Source organism: Stenotrophomonas sp. YJH_SMC_133, from assembly GCF_059370655.1.
Window position 1 is genome coordinate 349,888 of record NZ_JCAFTW010000002.1, and the last position, 17,609, is coordinate 367,496.

Genomic DNA, 17,609 nt, shown 5'->3' on the forward strand with positions numbered 1-17,609 from the left:
TGACGCTATAGAACCGGTGCCAGCGGGACCTCGAAACTCCGCTTCAATGTGCCCAGCGCCACCGAGGTGCGGAAGCGCTCGATGTTGTCATCGCCGCCGAACAACCGCTCGGTGATGGCCTCGTACTCTTCCATCGAAGCCGCCGAAAGCAGCAGCAGGAAATCGCCATCGCCGGTGATGGAGTAGCACTGCTGTACCGCCGGGTCGTCCTGCACGCGGCGCCTGAACGGCGCCACGCGGTCGCGCTGCTCGCTGACCACGCGCACCTCGACGATGATGGTCAGCGGCCGACCGATCTTGGCTGCGGCGACCACCGCCACGTTGGCCGCGATCACGCCGCTGTCCTGCAGGCGCTTGATGCGCCGTTGCACGGCCGGGGTGGACAGGTGCACGGACTCGGCGATTTCGCGCTGCGGCAGGGTGTTGTCCCGCTGCAGGAGGTCGAGGATGGCGCGGTCGAAACTGTCGAGCACGGGAGCGATGGCCATGGCGAGCAGAAGTTGCACGAACAGGCTGTCAATTGAGCCAAGTGCTCGACGCCGACGCAATAGACTTTGCGGATGCAGACCTCACGACTTGCGCCGATGTTGCCGGCGCTGGCGGTGCTCGGCTCGGTCACCTCGCTGGCCATCGGCACTTCCTACGCAAAACACCTGTTCCCGCTGATCGGTGCGCAGGGCACCAGCGCGCTGCGCGTGGGCTTTTCAGCGCTGTTGCTGCTGCTGTTCTGGCAACCATGGCGCTGGAAGACCAGCCGCGTGGATGCGATCACCATCCTGCGCTACGGGCTCACCCTGGGGCTGATGAACCTGCTGTTCTACATGGCCCTGCGCACGATTCCCTTCGGCATCGCGGTGGCCATCGAGTTCACCGGGCCGCTGACGGTGGCGATGCTGTCATCACGACGCCCGATCGATTTCCTCTGGGTAGGCTGCGCGGCGGTGGGGCTGCTGTTGCTGCTGCCGATCGGCGGTGGCCCCGCGCTGGACCCGGCCGGCGTGCTGTACGCGATGGGCGCTGCGGCCTGCTGGGGCCTGTACATCGTGTTCGGCAAGCGTGCCGGTCATCTGCATGCCGGGCACTCGGTCTCGCTGGGGCTGCTGGCGGCGTCTCTGGTGGTGGTACCGGTGGGAGTGGTGCATGCCGGTGCCGCGCTGCTCGACCCGAAGATCCTGGCGGCGGGCCTGCTGGTGGCACTGGTGTCCAGCGCGATCCCGATGTCGCTGGAAATGATGGCGCTCAAGCGCCTGCCGAAGGAGACCTTTGGCATCCTGATCAGCATGGAGCCGGCGGTGGCCGCGCTGTGGGCGATGCTGTTGCTGCACGAGCACCTGCACGGGCTGCAGTGGCTGGCGATCGGCTGCACGGTGTTGGCCTCGGTGGGCAGCACGATGACCGCGCGGCGGTTGAAGGCACCCGTCACCGCCTGAAAAAGGGGACGGAGGGGATTAAGTCGTTTGTGCCCCGATTTAGGGGGCGCCGGGCGGCGCCCGGCGCAGAGCGTGCGGACCAACGGTCCGCACCTACCGTAACGGCGAGTCAGCGCAGGGCGTCGGCCGGGACGTCGATCTGCATCGCCAGGGCGAGGTGATCGGAGAACGCGGCCGGTACGGCTTCCACGGTGCGGGTCTGCAGGCCACTGCTGACCAGGATGTGGTCGATGGCGCGGTCGGGGCGCCAGCTGGGGAAGGTCGGCACGATGCAGCCCGGGGGCTGCAGCCGGGTCTTCTGGTACAGCACCTGCATTTCCGGGCGCTCGGCCAGGCAGTTGAAGTCGCCCATCAGTACTGCGTTGGGGTGGTCGGACAACAGCTCGGCGATGAAGCCCAGCTGCGACATCCGCGATCCCGCGCCCAGCGACAGATGGGCCACTGCCACCGCCAGGCCATCAGCACCATCGCCGAACTTGGCCAGCAGCACGCCGCGCCCGCCGATGCGGCCGGGCAGGGCGTGATCCTGCACTTCAACCGGTTCCAGTTTGCTCAACAGGCCGTTGGCGCTGGAGGCGACCCCACCCATGCGCCGGTTCGGCTGGTGGCTCCAGTAATTGAAGCCGGCGCGCTGGGCCAAATAGTGGGTCTGGTTGGTGAAGCCCGAGCGCAGGCTGCCCGGGTCGGCCTCCTGCAGGCCGACGATGTCATGGTCGCGCGCCAAGGTGGCGATCGCGTCAAGGCTGCTGCGCTTGCGACCCGCCGGCAGCGCATGTGACCAGCTGCGGGTCACATAGTCGCTGTAGCGGCGGGTACTTGAGCCGGCCTGGATGTTGGCCGTCAGCAAGCGCAGGGTCCGTGTACGGGGGGAATTCACGGCCGGGAAACGCTTCTCTTGGATCAGTGAGCCTGAGCCGCACCGCGTTCGCGGGCGATCAGGTGGTCGGCGATGCGCAGCATGTCCGGGAAGCTCTTGCCCTTCACCAGGTACTTGCCGTTGACGATGATCGACGGGGTGCCGCTGATCTGGCTGCGCTGCGCGAACTGCTTGGCCGAGTTGGTCTTGGCATTCACCGCGAAGCTGCCCATGGTGGCGGCGAACTGCTTCGGATCCACGCCGTAGGCACCGTAGAACTTGGCGATGTCTTCCACCGAATCACGGCCGCGCTCGCCCTTCAGGGTCTTCTGCGAGTGGATGGCGGCGTACAGCGCTTCGTGGGTCTTCTCCTGCACGCCCAGGGTCTGCGCGGCGTAGAAGGCACGGGCGTAGTCATCCCAGGTGCCGCCGAACATGGCCGGCACGTAGACGAAGTTCACGTCGCTCGGCAGGCCGGCCTTCCATGGGCCGACCAGCGGCTGGAATGCGGCGCAGGCCGGGCAGACGTAGCCGAAGATCTCGGTCACTTCGATCTTGCCGGTGGCCGGCTGGAACGGCTGGCCGTTCGGGATCACCTGGTAGTCGGCACCTTCCACCGGGGCCGGGCCGGTCAGTGCGGCGGTGGTCGGGGCCGGTGCGGTGGCCGGAGCAGTTTCGGCCGGGGCCTTCTCGCCTTCAGCGGCAGCCGGCGCGGCGCCTTCGCTGCCCGCCGCCGGCGCAGCAGCCGGTTCGGTGGTGGCTGCCGGTGCTGCAGCCGGTTCGGCCGGGGCCGCAGTGGTGTTGGTGCTGCCGTCATCAGCCTTGCAGGCAACCAGGATCGGCAGCAGCGCTGCGAGGGCGAGGGCGTAACGGATCTTCATGGAAACGTCTCCAGCATCTGGAATGGTGGGGCCGGCGCCAGGCGCCGGCCAGAGGGAAATGATGACATGCGGCGGCGACAGCGCCGTGTCGGTGGTGGGTGTTGGTTCAGCGGCCGCGGGCAGCGCGGGCCTGGGCGATCAGCGCCGAGGCGATGCGCAGCTGGTCGTCGAAGCTGTTGCCACGCACCAGGTACTGGCCGTTGATGATCAGCGCCGGGGTCCCCGGGATCCTGGTGCGCTGGGCGAACGCGCGCGCGGCATCGACCTTCTTCTGTACGGCGTCGCCGCGCAGGGCCTGCAGGTAACGGTCCGGGGTCACGCCATACGCCTTGTAGAAGGTGGCGAGCTCATCGGCCGAGACGTTCTGCATCGGCAGCGATCCCTGCTCGTGCAGGGCCTTGAACACGGCAGCGTGGCTGCGCTTGGCCACGCCGACCTCGTCGGCGGCGTAGTAGGCAAGTGCCCAGGCATCCCAGGCGCCACCGAAGGCAGCCGGGACCGGGGTGAAGCGCACGTCGGCCGGCAGCTTGGCCGCCCAGGCTTCCAGCTGCGGTTCGAAGTGGGCGCAATGCGGGCAGGTGTAGCCGAAGACCTCGACCACCTCGATCTTGCCGGCCAGCGGCTGGAACGGGCCCGGCTGGGCGATGCGCTCGTAGTCTTTGCCCTCGACCAGCGGGGCATTGGCGGGGGTAGCGGCGCAGGCTGCCAGCGGCAGCAGCACCAGCACGGACAACAGCAGGCGGGAAATCAACCTCATCGACACGCATCTCCGTTGAAAAAAGCAACGCCGGCGCGGTCGCCGGCGTGAAGGAAACATACCGCAGGCGCGGGCCGTGGTGGCGGCCCGGGCCGACCAGTGGTGGTCAGGGGGCGGCAGCCGGTTGCGCCGACGGGGGGGCAGTGGCCACATCGTCGGCCTTGTTGTGCAGGCCCTGCAGGTAGCTCGACAGCGCCTGCACCTCCTGCTCGCTCAGCTTCTGCGCGACTGTCGCCATGATCTGGAAGTGGGCCTTGTCGGTCTCGTTGGTCTGGCCGGCCTGGTATTCCTGCAGGCGGCGCGCGACATAGCTGGCGTGCTGACCACCGATGTGCGGATAGGCCGGACCCGGATTACCGGCACCGCTGGGGCCGTGGCACGCCATGCAGGCCGGCAGGCCGCGCTTGGCGTCGCCGCCACGGTACAGCTGCTGGCCGATCTCGTAGAACTTCATGCCCTTGTACGGGCCGTCGGTGACTGCCGTGTCATCGGCGATGCCGGCGGTGGCCTTCTGCGTGGCGAAGAACGCGCCGATGTCGCGCATGTCCTGCGGGGTGAGATTCTGCACGAACGGCACCATCGCCACCGCCGCACCGGAGCTGCGCTGCCCATTGGCGATCAGGGCCATCTGCTGGGCGACGTAGCGTTCGCTCTGGCCGGCGATGGACGGGTACATCTCCACCGTGGAATTGCCGTCGGCGCCATGGCAGGCCGCGCAGGCCGAGGCCTTGGTCTGGCCGGCCTTGGCATCGCCCCAGTGGGTCTTGCTGAAATCCACCTCCAGCGAGGCGGTGTTGATCGGCCCGTTGTCGGGCAGCGGGGTCAACGTGGTCTGCGCGAACGCAGCAGCGGCAACGACTACAGCAGTGGCAAGGGCGGATACGGCAAGAACGCGAGCGTGGCGCATGCTGAAGCTCCGTATGGACCGGGCCGGGCGGTGGCCGCCGGCATCGCCCGGATTATCAACGCCGTTTCCGCGCACGGTCAACGCAGCAGTGCAGCAAAATGCCCGCAGAGGCCGCCGGCACGGGCGCGCGGCGCCGCAACATGCGATCCTAGGCACATGTCATTGCTCATCGAACGCGCCCGTTACCACCTTTCGGCCCACAACGTGCGGCAACTGCCGCCCGACGAAGGGGCCGAAGTGGCCTTCGCCGGCCGCTCCAACGCCGGCAAGTCCAGTGCGCTCAACGCGCTGACCCGCCAGAACGCCCTGGCCCGTGTCTCCAAGACCCCTGGCCGTACCCAGCAGTTGGTGTTCTTCCAGGTCACCCCGGAAGCGCATCTGGTCGACCTGCCAGGTTATGGCTATGCAAAGGTGCCGCTGGACCTGCAAGCGCACTGGCAGGCCTTCATCGACAAGTATTTCCGCACCCGCGAAGCCCTGAAGGGGCTGGTGGTGGTGATGGACATCCGCCATCCGCTGAAGGACTACGACCGGCAGATGCTGTCCTACGCCGTGCAGCGCGGCCTGCCGGCGCACGCCCTGCTGACCAAGGCCGACAAGCTCAGCCGCAGCCAGCAGATGCAGTCCCTGCAGAAGGTGCGCAAGGAACTGCAATCGGCCTACGGCGACAGCGTCAGCGTGCAGGTGTTCTCCGGCGAAGACCGTACCGGCGTGGACGAAGCCCGTGGCGTGATCGGCGGCTGGCTGGGGCTGGAGTAAGGCATTTCCGGTCGCCCGGCTGGCAGCCGGGCGCTACCCGATCGGTGGGTGCCGACCTTGGTCGGCACACCCTTACAACGGCGAATACTCCGCCGGCACCCACGCATAGGCCTTGCCCTCGCCACGCACATGGCCCAGGCCGGGGAAGGGCAGGTGCGCACCGGCTACCCACCAGCCGTTGGCGGTGGCCTGCTGCAGCAGCCCGCGACGGCTGGCGATGGCCGCTGTGCGGTCCGAATCGGCCTCGAATGCCGCCTCCGGGTGCGCGAACTGCACCGCATGGAAGTGCAGCACATCACCCCATACCAGCAGTGACTGGCCCTGGCTGTCGAACCGGTAAGAGACATGGCCGGGCGTATGGCCATGGGTGTCCATCGCCACCGCGCCGCCGGGCAGGGCGTCGCCGGGGCTGAAGGTGCGCAGGTGGCCGCTGGCCTGGTATGGCGCGACCGCATTGCGTGCCAGCGGGAAGGCGAAGCGCACGCCCTTTGGCGCGGTGCCCTCGCTGGCCGGGTTGAGCCAGTAATCGGCATCGGCCTTGGACAGCCACACCGTGGCATTGGGATAGGCCGGCTTGCCCTGCGCGTCGAGTACGCCGCACAGGTGGTCCGGATGGGCGTGGGTCAGCAGCACCTCATCCACCTCGGCCGGGTCGACGCCGGAGGCGCGCAGATTGCCCAGCACCTGGCCCAGGCCGGGGCCAAAGCACTGCGCGGTGCCGGTGTCGACCAGGGTCAGGTGGTTGCCCTGGCGGATCAGGAACGCATTGATCGCGGTCTGCAGGCCCTTCTTGTCTTCCGGCACGTAACGGCCTTCCAGCAGGCGGCTGACCAGCGTCGGCGGCACGTCCACCACTTCCTGCCGGCCGAGCGCGACCACGCCGTCGAACAGGGCGGTGACCTGCAGCGCACCGATGCGCTGGTGATAGACACCAGGCACCTGCTGGGTGGGGGCGGGCGAAGTGGCCTCGGCCAGCGCGACCAGCGGCAGGGACGACAGGGCCAGCAGCAGGGCGCCGCGCAGCGGCAGGGGACGCAGGGTCATGGCGGTTCTCGGTGGATGACGGGCGGTTCCGTTGTGCCCAGAGTGCCGTGGCCGGCGTGTGCACGGCGCTCAAACCACTGCGCGGAATGCTCAGGGAAGGGGTGTTGTCTGCAGGGCTGCGCCCTGCACCCGCAGAGGCAATGGCAACGGCAACGGCCGAAGCAAAAGCTGGTTTCCTGTTGGATGGCGGGGTGGGTCCGGTTGCGGGAGACGCCGTAAACCCGTCCATGGGGGCTTGGCCGCGGCATCCATGCCGCGGACACTCCCGCAACCGGACCCACCCCGCCTTCGACAGTTTTCCGCGATCTGTCAGCTCGTGGGGTCAGATCCGTTTTCCGCAGGAAAACGGATCTGACCCCAGAGTTTCATTCGATATCTGACAGATGTGTCGACCAAGGTCGACACCTACCAACAGTCGCGAAGATCTGTCAGAGGTGGGGCGGTGTGGGTGGGCAGGACCGTTGGCGCCATGGATGGCGCCATCGAGCCCCCATGGATGGGTTTACGGCGTGTCCTGCCCACCCACACCGCCCCGCCATCCCACGGAATGCACGCTGTTGCTGTTGCTGTTGCTGTTGCTGTTGCTGTTGCTCCGGCTCCTGCTCTCGCTTCGGCGGGTGCAGGGCGCAGCCCTGCCGAACCCCCTCAAATGTCTGTGGGAGCCAGTCCGTACTGCTCGGCGAAGCGCTTGCTGAAACTCGCCGCAGACCGGTAGCCCGCGCGCGCTGCCACGGTCTTCAACGGCAGGTCCGTCGTGTAGAGCAGCTGCATGCCATGCGCCAGCCGTGCCTCGGTGAGCAGCTGGCGCAGGCTGGTGTCCTCGGCGGCGAGGCGACGGCGCAGGGTCGCGCCGCTCAGCGCGAACTGTTCTTCCACATCGCGTGATTGCCAGTCGCGTGCTGGTTCGGCGGCGATGCGGTCGCGGATCTGTTCGCCCAGGCTCGGTGCCTGCGGCAGCAGCAGGTTGCCGTGGCCCTGCCGGCACAAGGTCAGTACCAGCGAGGCCAGGGCCAGCCGCGCTTCGCTGTAACGGCCGTCCTGCAGCGATTGCCGCCACTGGCGCAGCACCGCGCCATGATCGATCAACGGCAGTCGCGCCATCGCCTGGCCTGGCGCGGGAAGCTCCTCGCTCCACAGCGTGCGAGCGGCCGCCAGCACTTCGGCACACAGCGGCACGATGGCGCTGAGGTAGCGGCCACTGCGTGGGTCGGGGGTGTTGACTACATCGATGCGGCAGCGCTGGGTCAGCAGCAGGATGTCGCCGGGGATGAACTCCAGCGACTGGTGCGCGGTACGCACCTGCTTGCGGCCTTCCAGCAGGATCGCGAACTGCGGTTGCGGAATCTCCACCGAGCTGGCGCCATGTTCGCGCCGAGCGGTGATGCACGCATAACCTTCGGCGCGTGCGCAGCCGGCCAGACTGGCCATCTCGGCCAGCAGTGCGGTAACTGGCGGCAGCATGCCGGTCATGTCACCGGGGCGCCGAATAGGCGACCGACGCCTGCAGCGGCGGCCATTGCCAGTGCACCCCAGAACATCACGCGGATCGCGCCGCGTACCGGCGGGGCGCCGCCGGCCTGGGCTGCCACCGCGCCGGTCAGGCACAGGCCGAGCAGGGTACTGGCCGTGGTCATCAGTGCGACCTTGTCGACCGGCGCCAGCAGGGCGGTCAGCACTGGCAGCGCCGCACCGCAGGTGAACGCACCGGCCGAGGCCAGCGCTGCCTGCAGCGGGCGGGCGCGCAGGGTATCGGTGATGCCCAGTTCGTCGCGGGCGTGGGCACCCAGCGCATCGTGGGCGGTGAGCTGTTCGGCCACCTGCCGCGCCAGCGCAGGCTCCAGGCCGCGGTGGCGGTAGATCGCGGCCAGCTCCTCCAGTTCGCTGTGCGGATCGTCGCGCAGCTCGCGCTTTTCCATTGCCAGGTCGGCCGCTTCGGTGTCGGCCTGGGTCTGCACCGAGACATATTCGCCCGCCGCCATCGACATCGCGCCGGCCACGGTACCTGCCACGCCGGTGGCCAGGATGGTCGCAGCCGAGGCGCCGCTGGCGGCCACGCCGACCACCAGGCCAGCCACCGAGACGATGCCATCGTTGGCGCCCAGCACGGCGGCTCGCAGCCAGCCGACGCGCTCGGAGCGATGCAGTTCGGGGTGTCGCGAATGGCGGCTCATGGCTCTGAGTGTACGAGGGTCAAGAGGGCGTCGGTAGGATGCTGAAACCCGTCACCGTCGCATGACGCAACGGGGTGCCACGCTATAGTGCGCCCTTGCGATGGAAGGCCGCGAGCCCCACATCCCCCGCCACCGTCCAGCGAGCCTTTCCCTTGTCGAGCCCCAGCCACGTCGCCGATACCCCCATTACCGACCGCTCGCAGCTGGTGGAGGTGATCGCCTCCGGCGAGAAGCCCCGCGCGCAGTGGCGCATCGGCACCGAGCACGAGAAGTTCGGGTTCCGCCTGGATGACCTGCGCCCGCCGACCTTCGAAGGCGAGCGCGGCATCGAAGCGCTGCTCAACGGCCTGGTCCGCTTCGGCTGGGAGCCGGTGCAGGAGAACGGCAACACGATCGCCCTGCTGCGCGATGGCGCCTCGGTGACGCTGGAACCGGCCGGTCAGCTGGAACTGTCCGGCGCGGCGCTGGAGACCATCCACCAGACCTGCGTGGAGACCGGCACCCACCTCAACGAAGTGGCACAGGTGGCCGGCGAACTGCAGCTGGGTTTCCTCGGCATGGGCTTCCAGCCGAAGTGGAAGCGCGACGAGATGCCCTGGATGCCCAAGGGCCGCTACAAGATCATGCGTTCGTACATGCCCAAGGTCGGTTCGCTCGGCCTGGACATGATGACCCGCACCTGCACGGTACAGGTGAACCTGGACTACGCCACCGAAGCGGACATGGTGAAGAAGTTCCGCGTATCGCTGGCGCTGCAGCCGATCGCCACCGCGCTGTTCGCCGATTCGCCGTTCACCGAAGGCAAGCCCAACGGCTACCTGAGCTACCGCTCGCACATCTGGACCGACACCGACGCTGACCGCACCGGCATGCTCGACTTCGTGTTCGAGGATGGCTTCGGTTACGAGCGCTATGTCGATTACCTGCTCGACGTGCCGATGTATTTCTCCTACCGCGATGGCATCTACCACGACGCCAGCGGGCAGAGCTTCCGCGATTTCATGCAGGCCAGGCTGCCGGTGCTGCCGGGCGCGCTGCCGACGCTGCGCGACTGGTCGGACCACATGACCACCGCGTTCCCGGAAGTGCGCCTGAAGAAGTACCTGGAAATGCGCGGCGCCGATGGTGGTCCGTGGAGCCGCCTGTGTGCGCTGCCGGCATTCTGGGTCGGCCTGCTGTACGACGACGCTGCGCTGGACGCTGCGTGGGACCTGGTGCGTGACTTCACCCTGGCCGAGCGCCATGCACTGCGCGACGGCGTGCCGAAGCATGCGATGAGCCTGCCGTTCCGCAATGGCACGGTGCGCGACCTGGCCCGCGAAGCCGTGAAGATTTCCGTCGAAGGCCTCAAGCGCCGCGCGGCGCGCAATGCCGACGGCCAGGACGAGAGCAAGTTCCTGGACGTGCTGCAGGAGATCGTCGAATCCGGGCTGACCCCGGCCGAGCGCAAGCTGGCGCTGTTCCATGGCCGCTGGCACGGCGACGTCGATCCGGTGTTCCGCGAGTTCGCGTACTGAGTGGATTGCGGTAGTGCCGGCCGCTGGCCGGCAGCCAGGCGGGGGCGCCGGCCAGCGGCCGGCACTACCAGAAAAAACCCCGGCATTGCCGGGGTTTTTCTTTTTCGCATCTGCCCTGGATCAGGCCGCGTTCTTCATCGTCGCCATGTCGATCACGAAGCGGTAGCGCACATCGTTCTTCGCCATGCGTTCCCAGGCCTCGTTGACGTTCTTGATGTCGATCATCTCCACATCGCTGACGATGCCGTGCTCGGCACAGAAGTCCATCATTTCCTGGGTTTCAGCCATGCCGCCGATCGCCGAGCCGGTCAGGTGCTTGCGGCCGAAGATCACGCTGCCACCGGTCAGCGGCGGGTCCAGTTCGGTCAGCACGCCGACCAGGCACATGGTGGCTTCACGCTTGAGCAGGCCCATGTACGGGTTGGTGTCATGGCCGACGGGGATGGTGTTGAGCAGGAAGTCGAAGCTGCCCGCGTGCGCCTTCATCTGCGCGGCATCGCGCGAGACCAGCACCTCATCGGCGCCCAGGCGCTTGGCGTCGGCACCCTTTTCCGGCGTGGTGGTGATCATCACCACGTGCGCGCCGAGTGCCTTGGCGAACTTCACGCCCATGTGGCCGAGGCCACCGAGGCCGATCACGCCGACCTTCTGGCCCGGGCCGACCTTCCAGTGGCGCAGCGGCGACCAGGTGGTGATGCCGGCGCACAGCAGCGGGGCGGCGGCCTTCAGGTCGAGGGTGTCGGACACCTTCACCACGAAGCGCTGTTCGACCACCACGTGGTCGGAATAGCCGCCGTAGGTCGGCGCGCCGCTTTCGCGTTCACGGCCGTTGTAGGTCCAGGTCGCGCCCTCTGCGCAGTACTGCTCCAGGTCGTGCTCGCAGGCATCGCAGTGGCGGCAGGAGTCGACCATGCAGCCGACGCCGGCGTGGTCGCCGACCTTGAAGCGGGTGACGTTGCTGCCGACCTCGGTCACGCGGCCGATGATCTCGTGGCCCGGCACCATCGGGTAGATCGAGCCACCCCAGTCGTCGCGGGCCTGGTGCAGGTCGGAGTGGCAGATGCCGCTGTAGAGAATCTCGATGCGCACATCGTCCGGGCCGACCGCGCGGCGTTCGAACTCGAAGGGCACCAGCGGGTCGGTATGGGAGTGGGCGGCGTAACCACGGGCGAGGGACATGGGGAATCCTTGGCAGGGTTTGTCGAAAGGCGTTTTACAATACGCCCCGTACCCAGCCGTAAGAAGCACGGATATCGGCATGATTCATCAAGTGAAACTGCACAATCATGGCCACTGACAATCTCACCCACCTGGCCGCGTTCGCGGCGGTCGCCCGTCACCGCAGCTTCCGCCGTGCCGGCGCCGAGCTGGCGCTGTCGACCTCGGCGGTGAGCTATGCGATCCGCGCGCTGGAGGAACGGTTGGGCGTGGGCCTGTTCCATCGCACCACCCGCAGCGTGGCCCTGACCGAGGCCGGGCAGCGCCTGCTGGAACGCCTGCAGCCCGCGCTGGGCCAGGTGAATGACGCGCTGGAGGAGATGAACCAGTTCCGCGCCGCGCCGGCAGGCCTGCTGCGTATCAATGCTACCCGCGCCGCAGTGCCGACCCAGTTGGGGCCACGGCTGGCGCGCTTCCTGCACGCCCATCCCGACGTGCGGGTGGAGCTGACCGAGAACGATGGCCTGGTCGATATCGTTGCCGAAGGCTACGACGCCGGCGTGCGCCTGCACGAGTTCGTACCCGAGGACATGGTGGCGGTGCCGATGGGCCCACCGCTGCGTGGCTTGATTGTCGGCTCGCCGGACTACCTGCGGCGGCGCCCGGCGCCACAGCATCCGCGCGACCTGGCCACACACGAATGCATCCGCTTCCGCTTCGCCAGCGGGCATCTGTACAAGTGGCAGTTCGAGCGCGGTGGGCAGGCGCTGGAGATCGATGTACCGGGGCGGCTGACGCTGTGCGAGCAGGGCACCGTGGTCAGAGCGGTACTCGATGGCATCGGCCTGGCCTATGTCCTGGAAGACACCGCCCGCCCGTACATCGAATCCGGCCAGATGGTGGCAGTGCTGGAAGACTGGAGCGAACCGTTCGCCGGCTTCGCGCTGTACTACCCGAAGCAGCGGCAGATGCCCGGTGCGTTGCGCGCGTTCGTGGACATGCTGCGCGAGTGAGTTGCGATGGATGATGTGGTGCCGACCGACGGTCGGCACCCACCGTGGAAGGCCATTGCCGACCAACGGTCGGCACCCACCGGGCAAGGCCATTGCCGACCAACGGTCGGCACCCACCGGGCAAGGCCATTGCCGACCAACGAATCGGGACCGGCCGGTAGATCCACGCCACGCGTGGATGGAGCAACCTTACGGCGCCTGCAACACCGGCGCCAAGAACGCCACGCAGTCGCGCAGGTGCACGTCCACCGGCGCATCCTCGGCCACCACACCGATCACGCGTTCGCGCAGCGGCTCGGCCACGGCCATCGCCAGCAGCAATCGCGCCATGCGAACAGGATCTCCCTCGCGTAGCAGCCCACGCTGTTGCTGGCGCGCCAGCCAGTCGGCCAGCAGCGCACGGCCGCGTTCGATGCCGTTGTCCAGATAGGCCTGCAGCAGCGCGTCCTTGCCGGGAAAGTCGGTGGCCAGCAGGCGGAATACCTGCACCGCCTGCGCCGACAGCGCCTGCGCGCACACCGCGTGCAGGATGTCCTGCAGCAACGGCACGACCTCTTGGGCATTGCGCGCATCGCGCTGCAGTTGTGGCGCGAAGCCGTCGGTCCACTCACGCACCGCCAACCCAACCAGTTCCTCGCGGTTGCTGGCGTGGCGGTAGACGGTCTTCTTCGCCACCCCGGCGTGCGCCGCCACCGCTTCGATGGTGGTGGCCTCGTAGCCCTGCGCCAGCAGCAGTTCCAGCGTGGCCTGCAGCACGGCGTGGCGGACTTCGGCTTCCGGCCGCGCAGGGCGGCCGCGGCGGCGGGTCGGTGATGTGGGCTCGGGCACGGTGGTGCTGTTCATTGCGCCCATCTTACCGCATCCGGACAATTGCGAAACGAATATCGTTTCCGTATTGTCGGGACTCCCAACACCGCAGGAGACCCCGATGGATACCGCTGTGAACGCCCGCGCCTGGCTGGACCACCACGATCTGCTCGACCCGGCGCCGATGCATCTGGAGACCGGCATCCAGCGCCGCGAAGACGGCACCCTGCTGGTGGCGGTGCGCACCGATCTGCACGGCTGCAAGGGCCGCATGCTCGACTGGTGGTTCACCTTCTTCGAGACCACCCAGCACATCCGCTGGTGGCATCCGGTCGATCATGTCGAGCATCGCGGCTGGGACGCGGCCTGGCAGCGCGGGCGCAGCTACCACGGCGCCAGCATCCATGCGGTGGAATCGCTGGCCGACATTCCGCCGGTGGCGGCGCGCCTGAAGTTCCATGACCCGCGCACGTTGCTGGTGCCCGAGCGCCTGCAGGCGGCACAGGATGCAGGCGATGTATCGGCGGTGATCGCCGCGCGCATCGGCTTCGGCGACCAGGTCCGCCTGGATGCAAACGCTGACCCCTGCGACGGGCAGATGCTGCACGTCGCACGCGATACGCCGTTTGGCTGTGTGCTGCGCAGCCGCTTCGTGCTCGGCCTGGACAGCACCGATCCGCACCGCGATGCCGGCGATGCGGTCGGGCTGGGCCTGCTCAAGCACTGCTACACGGAGTTCAGTTTCCTCTCGCGCCTGCTGCCGTCGCTGTACTACGGTGAGCGCGCCAACGGCGAAGCGGTGCCGTTGCCGTGGTGAGCGGTGCAGCGGTCATTCGACCAGTGCGTCGTAGCCTTCGCCGCTGAACTGGATCAGGCAGAAGCCGTGGCCGAACGGATCGGCCAGCACGGCGATGTGCCCCCAGCGACGCTCGCGTATGGATTGCTCGAGCGTCGCTCCGGCTGCGACTGCACGTACCAGCGCGGCTTCGATGTCATCCACCACCCAATCCAGGTGCAGCGGCGTCCAATGGCGCTCGTAGTCGCGCACGTCGCCGTCTTCGGTGGCGGCGCTGCCGGCGTCGTTGTGCAGCAGGTAGAGCGGCGTTGGCCCACCGAGCAGCTCCACGGCGCCCGGGCCGAGACGGCGGCCGATGCGCAGGCCGAAGGCCCGGATGTAGAAGTCTTCGGCGGCGGCCAGGTCGGGCACGTCGAGGTTGACGATGAAGCTGTGGGCAGTGGGGTTCATGGCAGCGATGGGCGGCATCCGGTGGTCGCAGTCTAGTCCTGCCGCGTGCTGCGGCCGGTTCATCTCCTGCGCGGATTCGGGCAAGCTGGGCGGTCTCCATCGACAAGGACATCCATGAGCGCGCTATCCGGCATCGAGCAGGCCACCGGCCAGTCCTTCCCGCCCCTGTTCAAGCAGCTGCATGCAGCGGATCGGTTGAGTTGGGGTGCCCCACATCCGGAATGGTCCGAGGTGGTATTCCCGACGCTGCAGGCGGATCCGCCGGTGCTGCTGTATGCCCAGGACTATGAGCCGTTGGAACACGATGAACTGCTCGAGGCGTGGCAGGAGCTGACCGCGGAGGATCATTACAATCCCCTGCGCACTGACCTGCAGTTGCTGCCCTTTGCGCGGACCGGCGGCGGCGACAGCTACTGCTTCTGGAGCAACGCGCCCGGCTTTGCCGAGCCCCCCGTCGTGCTGGCGTGGCATGACGATGATCGTGCCGATGTGCTGGCCGCCAGCTATCAGGATTTCCTGTTCCGCAAGATGGTCGAAGCCGTTGCTGACTACCAGGGGCCGTACACGCTGCTGTCGCACGGCGAGCTGGCCAGCAACCTGCGGCGCTGGCTGCAGAGCCACCAGCCGTTCCTGCGCGATGACCAGTACGCAGCCCTGCAGCGGCTGTTCGCCCGCGTTGACGATATCGCTGAAGGAAACATCAGCGACGAGGATGCACAGGCCATCGTCGCTGAGGTGATCGGCTTCGAGCGGTTGGACGAGTCGTTCGCCTACGTGCGCGAGGACGCCTGAAGGCCGGGGTCGGATCCGCGCGCAGCGTGGCTCTGACGCCTTGTGCGCCGAACAGGGGTCAGAGCCCTTTCCGTTGGAAAGGGCTCCGACCCCGTGGGGGATCAGCCCGCGGCCGGGTAGTCGAGGTAGCCTGCTTCGCCGCCACCGTAATAGGTGCTGCGGTCGGGCGTGGCCAACGCGATGTTGCGCTGCAGGCGTTCGACCAGATCCGGGTTGGCGATGAACGGCTGGCCGAACGCGGCCAGGTCGATGGTGCCCGCTTCGACCAGCTGCAGGGCGCGTTCGCGGGTCATGCCACCTGCCAGGATGACGGTGCCACCGTAGGCCTGCCTGAACTGCCGCAGAAACGCCTCGCCCAGCACCGACCGGCCCGCCTGCAGGTTGTCGTTGAGGTGCACGTAGGCCAGCCCACGCTTGCCCAGTTCCTCGGCCAGGTACAGATAGGTGGCTTCGTTGTCGGGGTAGAACGGCATGTCGAAGGTGAGGTTGTTCGGTGCCAGGCGCACGCCGATGCGATGCGCACCGATACGCTGCGCCATCGCATCGACGGTTTCCAGGATCAAGCGCGCACGATTGGGCAGCGAGCCGCCGTAGCGATCATCACGCTGGTTGATGAGCGGGTTGAGGAACTGCTCGAACAGGTAACCGTTGGCGGCATGCAGTTCGATGCCGTCGAAGCCGGCCGCAATGGCGTTGTCTGCCCCGCGCACGAAGTCGTCGACGATACCGGGGATCTCCGCAGTCTCCAGTGCACGTGCCGGAGTGGGATCGGCGTGGCCGCGGCTGCCATCGTCCAGGTACACGAACGAGGTGTTCTTCGGTGCGCTGGCCACCGGGCGGGTACCGGCGCTGACCGGTTGCCCACCGCCGGGCTGCAGCGAGGAATGCGACATGCGGCCGACGTGCCAGAGCTGGGCGAAGATCGTGCCCTGTGCGGCATGCACCGCCTCGGTGACACGCTTCCACCCGGCCACCTGCTCGGCCGACCAGATGCCCGGCACGTCGATGTAGCCCTGGCCCTGCGGCGAGACAGGCGTGCCTTCGCTGATGATCAGGCCGGCGCTGGCGCGCTGCCGGTAGTACTGCGCGGTGAGTTCGTTGGCGACCGCTCCGGGGTTGCGGGCACGGGTCATCGGCGCCATCGCGATGCGGTTGCGCAGGGAAGTGCCTGCAAGGTCGAAGGGGCGGAACAGGGCGGCGGTCATGTCGGTCATCTCGATGCGGGGGAAGGCGCCAGCGGCGCGATGCACACAGGATGGAGTTGACATGCGGGCGCATAAAGCGCTTCGATCTCCCTGGGTGCGGGACTATTTGTCCCCAATGGAGCGCGAACGATGCTGCCGCTGGAATCGTTGAATGGCCTGGTCACGTTCGTCACCACGGCCCGCTCAGGCAGCTTCACCGAGGCCGCCGACGCGCTGGGCATCTCGCGCTCGGCGGTGGGCAAGGCCATCGCCCGGCTGGAAGCGCGGCTGGGGGTGCGCCTGTTCCACCGCACCACGCGGCGCATCGCGCTGACCACCGATGGCGAGGCGTACTACGCATCGTGCGCGGCGGCGCTGGAAGAAATCTCCGCCGCCGAGGCCTGCCTGGGTTCGGCCGGCCTGCCCAGCGGGCGGCTGCGCATCGACATGCCATCCTCGTTCGGGCGCCTGGTGGTGCTGCCGGTGCTGTTGCGGCTGTGCCGGCAGTACCCGGACCTGCAGTTGACGATGACCTTCACCGATCATTTCGTCGATCCCGTCGAGGAAGGCATCGACCTGCTGATCCGCTTCGGCGGGCTGCACCAGGCCGAGCATCTGGTGGCGCGGCGGCTGGGGCGTCAGCGACTGGTCACCTGCGCATCGCCGGAGTACCTGCAGGCGCACGGCGTGCCACGCACGGTGGAGGAACTGGCGCAGCACCGCAGCATTGTTGGCTTCCGCCACGGGCAACCGGTGTGGTGGCGGATCGGTAGCGAGGAGGACGAAGGGACATTCATCCCGAATGCGCCGTATCAACTCAATGACGGCGACGCGGTGATCGAGGCGGCCATCGCCGGGCTTGGTATCTGCCAGATGCCGGTTTCACTGGTACGCCGTCACCTGGATTCCGGCGCGCTGCGGTCGGTGCTGGATGCGCACATGCAACGGCACATCGATATCCACGCGCTGTGGCCACCGACGCGCCACCTGCGGCCCAAGGTGCGCTACGTGGTGGATGAACTGACCCGGTTGGCGGGTGAGGGATTGTTCGATTGAGCCGGCCAGGATTGAGTTCGTGACTTCGGCT

19 protein-coding genes are annotated in these 17,609 nt (G+C 67.7%); 7 read left to right on the top strand and 12 right to left on the bottom strand.

Features of this window, described 5'->3' with window-relative positions:
• Positions 1 to 5 precede the first annotated feature (5 nt).
• Positions 6 to 488 carry an Lrp/AsnC family transcriptional regulator gene (locus AC5P78_RS04125; RefSeq protein WP_012481255.1) on the bottom strand — a complete coding sequence of 161 codons (483 nt, stop codon included), beginning with the start codon at positions 486 to 488 and terminating at the stop codon, positions 6 to 8.
• Positions 489 to 560: 72 nt separating this feature from the next.
• On the opposite strand from AC5P78_RS04125, the gene AC5P78_RS04130 reads away from it, so the two are divergent.
• Positions 561 to 1,430 (top strand): EamA family transporter, encoded by an 870-nt coding sequence (locus AC5P78_RS04130; RefSeq protein WP_065183183.1) that lies wholly within the window; start codon positions 561 to 563, stop codon positions 1,428 to 1,430.
• Positions 1,431 to 1,539: 109 nt separating this feature from the next.
• Here the strand turns inward: AC5P78_RS04130 and AC5P78_RS04135 are convergent, their stop codons facing one another.
• The 4 genes from AC5P78_RS04135 to AC5P78_RS04150 all read right to left on the bottom strand — a co-directional run bounded on the left by AC5P78_RS04135 (position 1,540) and on the right by AC5P78_RS04150 (position 4,831).
• Positions 1,540 to 2,277 (bottom strand): endonuclease/exonuclease/phosphatase family protein, encoded by a 738-nt coding sequence (locus tag AC5P78_RS04135; protein ID WP_005411026.1) that lies wholly within the window; start codon positions 2,275 to 2,277, stop codon positions 1,540 to 1,542.
• 53 nt (positions 2,278 to 2,330) lie between these two features.
• Positions 2,331 to 3,167, bottom strand: coding sequence for a thiol:disulfide interchange protein DsbA/DsbL (locus AC5P78_RS04140; protein ID WP_062605647.1), 837 nt, complete (start codon positions 3,165 to 3,167; stop codon positions 2,331 to 2,333).
• A 106-nt stretch (positions 3,168 to 3,273) separates the two neighbouring features.
• Positions 3,274 to 3,924: a thiol:disulfide interchange protein DsbA/DsbL gene (locus AC5P78_RS04145; protein WP_005411024.1), complete on the bottom strand. Its 651-nt coding sequence runs from the start codon at positions 3,922 to 3,924 to the stop codon at positions 3,274 to 3,276.
• Between the two features lie 106 nt (positions 3,925 to 4,030).
• Positions 4,031 to 4,831: a c-type cytochrome gene (locus AC5P78_RS04150; protein ID WP_005411023.1), complete on the bottom strand. Its 801-nt coding sequence runs from the start codon at positions 4,829 to 4,831 to the stop codon at positions 4,031 to 4,033.
• A gap of 156 nt (positions 4,832 to 4,987) precedes the next feature.
• Here AC5P78_RS04150 and yihA point away from each other — a divergent pair, with 156 nt between their 5' ends.
• Positions 4,988 to 5,590, top strand: a complete 603-nt coding sequence (yihA, locus tag AC5P78_RS04155) for a ribosome biogenesis GTP-binding protein YihA/YsxC (protein WP_005411022.1) — start codon at positions 4,988 to 4,990, stop codon at positions 5,588 to 5,590.
• Between the two features lie 72 nt (positions 5,591 to 5,662).
• On the opposite strand, the gene AC5P78_RS04160 is transcribed toward yihA, so the two are convergent.
• From AC5P78_RS04160 to AC5P78_RS04170, 3 genes are all read right to left on the bottom strand, one after another.
• Positions 5,663 to 6,634, bottom strand: coding sequence for an MBL fold metallo-hydrolase (locus tag AC5P78_RS04160; protein WP_049396489.1), 972 nt, complete (start codon positions 6,632 to 6,634; stop codon positions 5,663 to 5,665).
• A 645-nt stretch (positions 6,635 to 7,279) separates the two neighbouring features.
• Positions 7,280 to 8,104, bottom strand: coding sequence for a helix-turn-helix transcriptional regulator (locus AC5P78_RS04165; RefSeq protein ID WP_005411020.1), 825 nt, complete (start codon positions 8,102 to 8,104; stop codon positions 7,280 to 7,282).
• Positions 8,101 to 8,805, bottom strand: coding sequence for a VIT1/CCC1 transporter family protein (locus AC5P78_RS04170; protein ID WP_062605649.1), 705 nt, complete (start codon positions 8,803 to 8,805; stop codon positions 8,101 to 8,103). Before AC5P78_RS04170 ends, AC5P78_RS04165 begins: the two co-directional genes overlap by 4 nt.
• Before the next feature lie 152 nt (positions 8,806 to 8,957).
• Between AC5P78_RS04170 and AC5P78_RS04175 the strand changes: the two genes are divergently transcribed.
• The gene (locus tag AC5P78_RS04175; RefSeq protein ID WP_005414465.1) at positions 8,958 to 10,322 is read left to right on the top strand and encodes a glutamate--cysteine ligase; all 1,365 of its coding nucleotides are present in this window, start codon (positions 8,958 to 8,960) and stop codon (positions 10,320 to 10,322) included.
• Between the two features lie 120 nt (positions 10,323 to 10,442).
• On the opposite strand, the gene AC5P78_RS04180 is transcribed toward AC5P78_RS04175, so the two are convergent.
• A complete protein-coding gene (locus AC5P78_RS04180; RefSeq protein ID WP_024956059.1) occupies positions 10,443 to 11,501 on the bottom strand; it encodes an NAD(P)-dependent alcohol dehydrogenase in 1,059 nt (352 codons plus the stop codon).
• Positions 11,502 to 11,608: 107 nt separating this feature from the next.
• Between AC5P78_RS04180 and AC5P78_RS04185 the strand changes: the two genes are divergently transcribed.
• Positions 11,609 to 12,493 carry a LysR family transcriptional regulator gene (locus AC5P78_RS04185; RefSeq protein ID WP_005411016.1) on the top strand — a complete coding sequence of 295 codons (885 nt, stop codon included), beginning with the start codon at positions 11,609 to 11,611 and terminating at the stop codon, positions 12,491 to 12,493.
• A gap of 189 nt (positions 12,494 to 12,682) precedes the next feature.
• On the opposite strand, the gene AC5P78_RS04190 is transcribed toward AC5P78_RS04185, so the two are convergent.
• Complete coding sequence (locus tag AC5P78_RS04190; RefSeq protein ID WP_024956057.1) at positions 12,683 to 13,345, bottom strand: TetR/AcrR family transcriptional regulator; 663 nt, start codon at positions 13,343 to 13,345, stop codon at positions 12,683 to 12,685.
• 76 nt (positions 13,346 to 13,421) lie between these two features.
• Between AC5P78_RS04190 and AC5P78_RS04195 the strand changes: the two genes are divergently transcribed.
• Positions 13,422 to 14,117: a DAPG hydrolase family protein gene (locus AC5P78_RS04195; RefSeq protein WP_005411014.1), complete on the top strand. Its 696-nt coding sequence runs from the start codon at positions 13,422 to 13,424 to the stop codon at positions 14,115 to 14,117.
• 12 nt (positions 14,118 to 14,129) lie between these two features.
• Here AC5P78_RS04195 and AC5P78_RS04200 read toward each other — a convergent pair whose 3' ends face one another.
• The gene (locus AC5P78_RS04200; protein WP_043034099.1) at positions 14,130 to 14,546 is read right to left on the bottom strand and encodes a VOC family protein; all 417 of its coding nucleotides are present in this window, start codon (positions 14,544 to 14,546) and stop codon (positions 14,130 to 14,132) included.
• Between the two features lie 114 nt (positions 14,547 to 14,660).
• On the opposite strand from AC5P78_RS04200, the gene AC5P78_RS04205 reads away from it, so the two are divergent.
• Complete coding sequence (locus AC5P78_RS04205; RefSeq protein WP_043034024.1) at positions 14,661 to 15,338, top strand: SMI1/KNR4 family protein; 678 nt, start codon at positions 14,661 to 14,663, stop codon at positions 15,336 to 15,338.
• 101 nt (positions 15,339 to 15,439) lie between these two features.
• Here the strand turns inward: AC5P78_RS04205 and AC5P78_RS04210 are convergent, their stop codons facing one another.
• Positions 15,440 to 16,543, bottom strand: a complete 1,104-nt coding sequence (locus tag AC5P78_RS04210) for an alkene reductase (protein ID WP_049433583.1) — start codon at positions 16,541 to 16,543, stop codon at positions 15,440 to 15,442.
• A 129-nt stretch (positions 16,544 to 16,672) separates the two neighbouring features.
• Between AC5P78_RS04210 and AC5P78_RS04215 the strand changes: the two genes are divergently transcribed.
• Positions 16,673 to 17,578 carry a LysR family transcriptional regulator gene (locus AC5P78_RS04215; RefSeq protein ID WP_005414458.1) on the top strand — a complete coding sequence of 302 codons (906 nt, stop codon included), beginning with the start codon at positions 16,673 to 16,675 and terminating at the stop codon, positions 17,576 to 17,578.
• Positions 17,579 to 17,609 lie beyond the last annotated feature (31 nt).